This window comes from Roseateles sp. P5_B10, assembly GCF_056400485.1.
In genome coordinates this window covers 1-4,499 of sequence record NZ_JBFULE010000432.1, presented here as the reverse complement: position 1 = coordinate 4,499, position 4,499 = coordinate 1, and the positions used below count along the sequence as shown (strand labels likewise).

Genomic DNA, 4,499 nt, shown 5'->3' with positions numbered 1-4,499 from the left:
ATCAAGGACTGCCCGGTCTTCGGCGGCAAGCTCAAGAGCTTCGACGCGGCGGCCATCGAGGGCCGGCCGGGCGTGAAGAAGGTGGTGAAGGTGGGCGACTCGGCCGTGGCCGTCGTGGCCGACACCTGGTGGCGGGCCAAGACGGCGCTGGACGCGCTGCCCATCGTCTGGGACGAGGGCGCGAATGTCAGCCAGAGCAGTGCCGACACGGCCGCCACGCTGAAGGCCGGCCTGGACGCCGCCGAGGCCGCGGTGGGCAGCAGCCAGGGCGATGTGAAGGCCGCGCTGGCGGCTGCCGCGAAGAAGGTCGAGGCCGTCTACAGCTACCCGCACCAGAACCACGCGACGATGGAGGTCATGAACGCGACGGCCAAATGGACCCCCGAGCGTTGCGAGGTCTGGACCCCGACGCAGAACGGCGAGGCCGCGCTCGCCGCTGCAGCCGAATCGTCTGGCCTGCCGCCCTCGGCCTGCGAGGTCTACAAGCTGCATCTGGGCGGTGGCTTCGGCCGGCGCGGCGCCGTGCATGACTGGGTGCGCCAGGCCGTGGCCATCGCCAGGGAGCTGCCCGGCACGCCGGTCAAGCTGATCTGGAGCCGCGAGGAGGACATGACCCACGGCCGCTACCACCCCGTCACGCAGTGCAAGCTGACGGCGGGGCTGGACGCGGCGGGCAAGCTGACGGCCCTGCACATGCGCATCTCGGGCCAGAGCATCATCGCGGGCATCTTTCCGCAGAACATCAAGGACGGGAAGGACCCGGTCGTCTTCCAGGGGCTGAGCGCCGGCGGCGCGGAAGGGGCGCTCGGCTACGCGGTGCCGAATCTGCTCGTCGACCACGCGATGCGCAACCCGACGGTGCCGCCGGGGTTCTGGCGCGGCGTCAACCTGAACCAGAACGCGGTCTATCTGGAGTGCTTCATCGACGAGGTGGCCCACGCCGCCAAGCGCGATCCGCTGGAGCTGCGCCGCGAGCTGCTCGCCAACTCGCCCAAGCACCTGGCCGTATTGAATGCCGTGGCGGCGAAGGCCGGCTGGGGCAAGCCACGAGCGAAGGGAAGATATCTGGGCCTGGCGCAGATCATGGGCTTTGGCAGCTATGTGGCGGCCTGCGCCGAGGTGTCGGTGAGCAAGAAGGGTGAGCTCAAGATCCACCGCATCGTCGCGGCCACCGACCCGGGCCACGCCGTCAACCCGCAGCAGATCGCGGCCCAGGTCGAGGGCAGCTTCGTCTATGGCCTGTCGGCGGCGMTGTTCGGCGAGATCACCGTCAAGGATGGGCGCGTCGAGCAGCAGAACTTCGACACCTACCCGGTGCTGAAGATGGAGCACATGCCGGCCGTCGAGACCATCGTCATGCCCTCGGGCGGCTTCTGGGGCGGCGTGGGTGAGCCCACCATCGCGGTGGCGGCCCCGGCCGTGCTGAATGCGATCTTCGCGGCGACCGGCAAGCGCATCAGGGACCTGCCGCTCAGCAAGAACAAGCTCGCGTGATGCGTGCGCTGCTGGCACTCGTGCTGACCGCCAGCGCGCATGCCGGCGACGTCGAGCGTGGCCGGGCGCTGGTGGCCGACCGCACGCAGAGCCTGTGCCTGCTGTGCCATGCGCTGACGGCCTCAGGAGATGCCAACCAGGGCAATCTAGCGCCGCCGCTGGATGCAGTGGCGACGCGTTTGAATGCGCAGGGCCTGCGCGATCGCATCGCCGACATGCGGCGCTTCAACCCGTCCACTTTCATGCCGCCCTTCCGCTCGACGGAGGGGCTGCGCGATGTGGCGCCCGCCTGGGCGGGCCGGGAGGCGCTGACCGAGCAGCAGCTCGACGACATCGTGGCCTATCTCGGCACGCTCGCGAAATGAAGCGTCGCGAGTTCACGCTGGCCGCCGCGGCGCTTGCGCTGCTGCCGGAGGCTCGCGCGTCCGACGAAGTCATGCGTGCAGCCATCCGTGCCTGGGCCGGTCGCGACCCCGAGCCCGGCGTGCTGAAGATCGAGATGGCCGAGCTGGTGGAGAACGGCAATGCGGTGCCGGTGCGTGTGGCCGCCAGCGAGGCTGTCGTGGGCCTGGCGCTGTTCACGCCGCTCAACCCTGAGCCCGAGGTCGTGCATGTCGCCTTGAGCGCGCACAGCCCCAAACCTGAGTTCAGCACCCGCATGCGGCTGGCGCGCAGCCAGCGCATCGTCGCCGTGGCCAAGGCGGCCGACGGGCGGTGCTGGCAGACAGGCGTCGATGTCATCGTGACCTTGGCCGCCTGCGTGGAACCTTGATGGCCACGCGGGCAGTCATCACTCTTCCTGCCGCCATCAAGGCCGGCGAGCCTTTCGAGGTTCGCGCGACCGTGGCCCATGCGATGGAGACCGGCTACCGCAGCAGCGACGAAGGCGCCCGCCTGCCGCGCGACCTGGTGAGGCGCTTCGAATGCCGCCTGGACGGCGAACTGGTGTTTGCCGCCGACCTGTTTGCGGCTGTTTCGGCCAACCCCTATCTCGCCTTCTGGCTGCGGGCTGAAAGACCTGGCGAGTTGAGCTTTGTCTGGCGCGGCGACAACGGCTTCGAGCACCGTGAGACGCGATCACTGAACGTCGGCCCATGAACACAGCCACAGAGGCACAGAGGCACAGAGGCCAGGCGCTTGCACGAGTTCTCTGTGTCTCTGTGCCTCTGTGGCTGTGTTGCTTGACAGCTCATTCCGACGAGCGCCGCTCCGGCCGCGACACCATGAGCCCGGCATTGCGAACTCTGCAGGCCGACGACGCTCAACACCCCGCCCAGCTCGGCCTGGCCTTCGGGAGAGATCTGTGGAGCCAGGGGGCCAAGTCCTGCGCCAGCTGCCATGGCGAGCCCGAGAAGCTGCGCGGCGCGGCGGCGCGCTACCCGGCGTGGGACCAGGGCCTGCTCGACCTTCCCGCCCGCATCCAGCGCTGCCGCGTGCGCCACCAGCAGCAGCCGGGCTGGGCGCCCGACGCCGAGCCGCTGCTCGCGCTGACCGCTCTCGTCGCCCAGCAGTCGCGCAGCATGCCGCTCAGCCCGCCGCGCGGCCCCGAGCTGGACGCAGCCGCCAAGCAAGGCCAGCGTCTTTACACGGCCCGCATCGGCGCGCTCAACCTGTCCTGCGCCCAATGCCACGACGAGCGTGCGGGCCTGCGCCTGGGCGGCAGCCTCATTCCCCAGGGCCATGTCGACGACTACCCCGTCTTTCGTCTGGAATGGCAGTCGCTGGGCAGCCTGCAGCGCCGCCTGCGTGGCTGCCTGAGCGGCGTGCGCGCGACAGTGTGGGACTGGGACAGCGCCGAACTGCTGGCGCTGGAGGTGTATCTGTCGCGCCGCTCGGCTGGCATGGCGATGCAGCCGCCGGGTGTGCGCCCCTAACAAGCAGGGTGACTGTTACACCGCGTCCTTCCTAGTATGGGGCCATGGCAGTCACGACAACAAGGCGCGAACCGACACTGGAGCGTCTGCGGCTGTCGGTGGGCGAAGCGCTGGTTTTCATCGACCTGGCCAGTGGCGACCTCATCACGACGGGTCTGCGCTGCAGCCTGGTGCAGCGTGGCGGTGGCCGGCTGCTCGGTCGTTCGGTCGTCACCCCGTCGGGGCTGCATGTGTGGCCGGACCTGCCCGAGCGCTGGCGCCAACCGCAGGAGGGCGTCTGTGCCGACGTGCTGGTGCGCGATGAACTGCAGCGTTTCCAGCCCCTGAACCTGCCCTGGCCGCTGCCGGTCCGACCGGTGGGCCAGATCCTCAGTGACCGGGTGCTGGGAGGCATGCGCATGATGCGGGTGGGCTTGCTCAGCGCACCGACACGCAGGCCGCCGCCGGGTGTCTGCAGCGTCTACGGTCTGCTCACCTGGCAGGGCGACGGCGAGCCGGCGGCCTGGGCCCGCGTGTGCCTGATCGATGGCGAAGGCCGTGTGCACGAAGGCGCGAGCGATGCTGAGGGCAGGCTGGCCTTGCATCTGCCGCCGCCTCGCCCGGGCGGCGTCGGAGCGACAGTGCTGCAGGTCTTCGCCGATCCGGCGCTGGGCTTGGCTTCAATGGGCTTGGGCGCGCCCGATGTGATGGCCTTCGCCGACCAGCCGGCGGTGGTCGCGCTGGCCGACGTCGAAGGGCAGGCGGCTTTTGTGCCGGGCGTCGTGGCGGCGCACGAGCCCCTCATCCTCGCCAGTCATGGCCTGCCGCCCGCGCATCGCGAGCTGCGCCTGGTGCCTGTCTGACGCCGCGCTTCAGCGCTGTTCCAGCTGGCGCTTGCCGAACAGCACCTCGCGCGCCTTGTCGTCGGTCAGCGGCTTGCGCGCACCGGCCAGCACCTCCACGCCACGCTGCACGGCCGGGCGCTTGGCGATCTCGTCGAACCAGCCTTTCAGATGCGGGTAGTCGCCCATCTCCACGCCCTGGTTCTTCCAGGAGCGCAGCCACGGGAAGACGGCGATGTCGGCGATGCTGTAGTCCGGCCCACCGAGATAGGTGGCATGGGCCAGGCGCTTGTTGATGACGCTGTACAGG

The 4,499-nt window shown here is 69.7% G+C and carries 7 protein-coding genes; 6 read left to right on the top strand and 1 reads right to left on the bottom strand.

From position 1 onward, the window contains the following. From AC1DU6_RS21190 to AC1DU6_RS21165, 6 genes are all read left to right on the top strand, one after another. Positions 1–1,494: xanthine dehydrogenase family protein molybdopterin-binding subunit (locus tag AC1DU6_RS21190; RefSeq protein WP_477859389.1), on the top strand; the 1,494-nt coding region annotated here is incomplete at its 5' end. Then, the gene (soxX, locus tag AC1DU6_RS21185; protein WP_477859388.1) at positions 1,494–1,859 is read left to right on the top strand and encodes a sulfur oxidation c-type cytochrome SoxX; all 366 of its coding nucleotides are present in this window, start codon (positions 1,494–1,496) and stop codon (positions 1,857–1,859) included. The genes AC1DU6_RS21190 and soxX, both read left to right, overlap by 1 nt. Next, positions 1,856–2,266 carry a thiosulfate oxidation carrier protein SoxY gene (locus AC1DU6_RS21180; RefSeq protein WP_477859386.1) on the top strand — a complete coding sequence of 137 codons (411 nt, stop codon included), beginning with the start codon at positions 1,856–1,858 and terminating at the stop codon, positions 2,264–2,266. Before soxX ends, AC1DU6_RS21180 begins: the two co-directional genes overlap by 4 nt. Continuing rightward, on the top strand, positions 2,266–2,592 hold the full coding sequence (locus AC1DU6_RS21175; protein ID WP_477859384.1) for a thiosulfate oxidation carrier complex protein SoxZ: 327 nt from the start codon (positions 2,266–2,268) through the stop codon (positions 2,590–2,592). The genes AC1DU6_RS21180 and AC1DU6_RS21175 overlap by 1 nt, the downstream gene beginning before the upstream one ends. A gap of 83 nt (positions 2,593–2,675) precedes the next feature. Beyond that, positions 2,676–3,368, top strand: a complete 693-nt coding sequence (gene soxA / locus AC1DU6_RS21170; protein WP_457355997.1) for a sulfur oxidation c-type cytochrome SoxA — start codon at positions 2,676–2,678, stop codon at positions 3,366–3,368. Between the two features lie 44 nt (positions 3,369–3,412). Further along, positions 3,413–4,210: a hypothetical protein gene (locus tag AC1DU6_RS21165; RefSeq protein ID WP_056195738.1), complete on the top strand. Its 798-nt coding sequence runs from the start codon at positions 3,413–3,415 to the stop codon at positions 4,208–4,210. 9 nt (positions 4,211–4,219) lie between these two features. Here AC1DU6_RS21165 and AC1DU6_RS21160 read toward each other — a convergent pair. Then, positions 4,220–4,499: glutathione binding-like protein (locus tag AC1DU6_RS21160; RefSeq protein WP_477859381.1), on the bottom strand; the 280-nt coding region annotated here is incomplete at its 5' end.

Excerpts from the sequence above, each read along its gene's own strand:
- soxX (WP_477859388.1), top strand. The coding sequence starts at position 1,494 with ATGCGTGCGCTGCTGGCACTCGTGCTGACCGCCAGCGCGCATGCCGGC.
- AC1DU6_RS21180 (WP_477859386.1), top strand. The coding sequence starts at position 1,856 with ATGAAGCGTCGCGAGTTCACGCTGGCCGCCGCGGCGCTTGCGCTGCTG.
- AC1DU6_RS21175 (WP_477859384.1), top strand. The coding sequence starts at position 2,266 with ATGGCCACGCGGGCAGTCATCACTCTTCCTGCCGCCATCAAGGCCGGC.
- AC1DU6_RS21165 (WP_056195738.1), top strand. The coding sequence starts at position 3,413 with ATGGCAGTCACGACAACAAGGCGCGAACCGACACTGGAGCGTCTGCGG.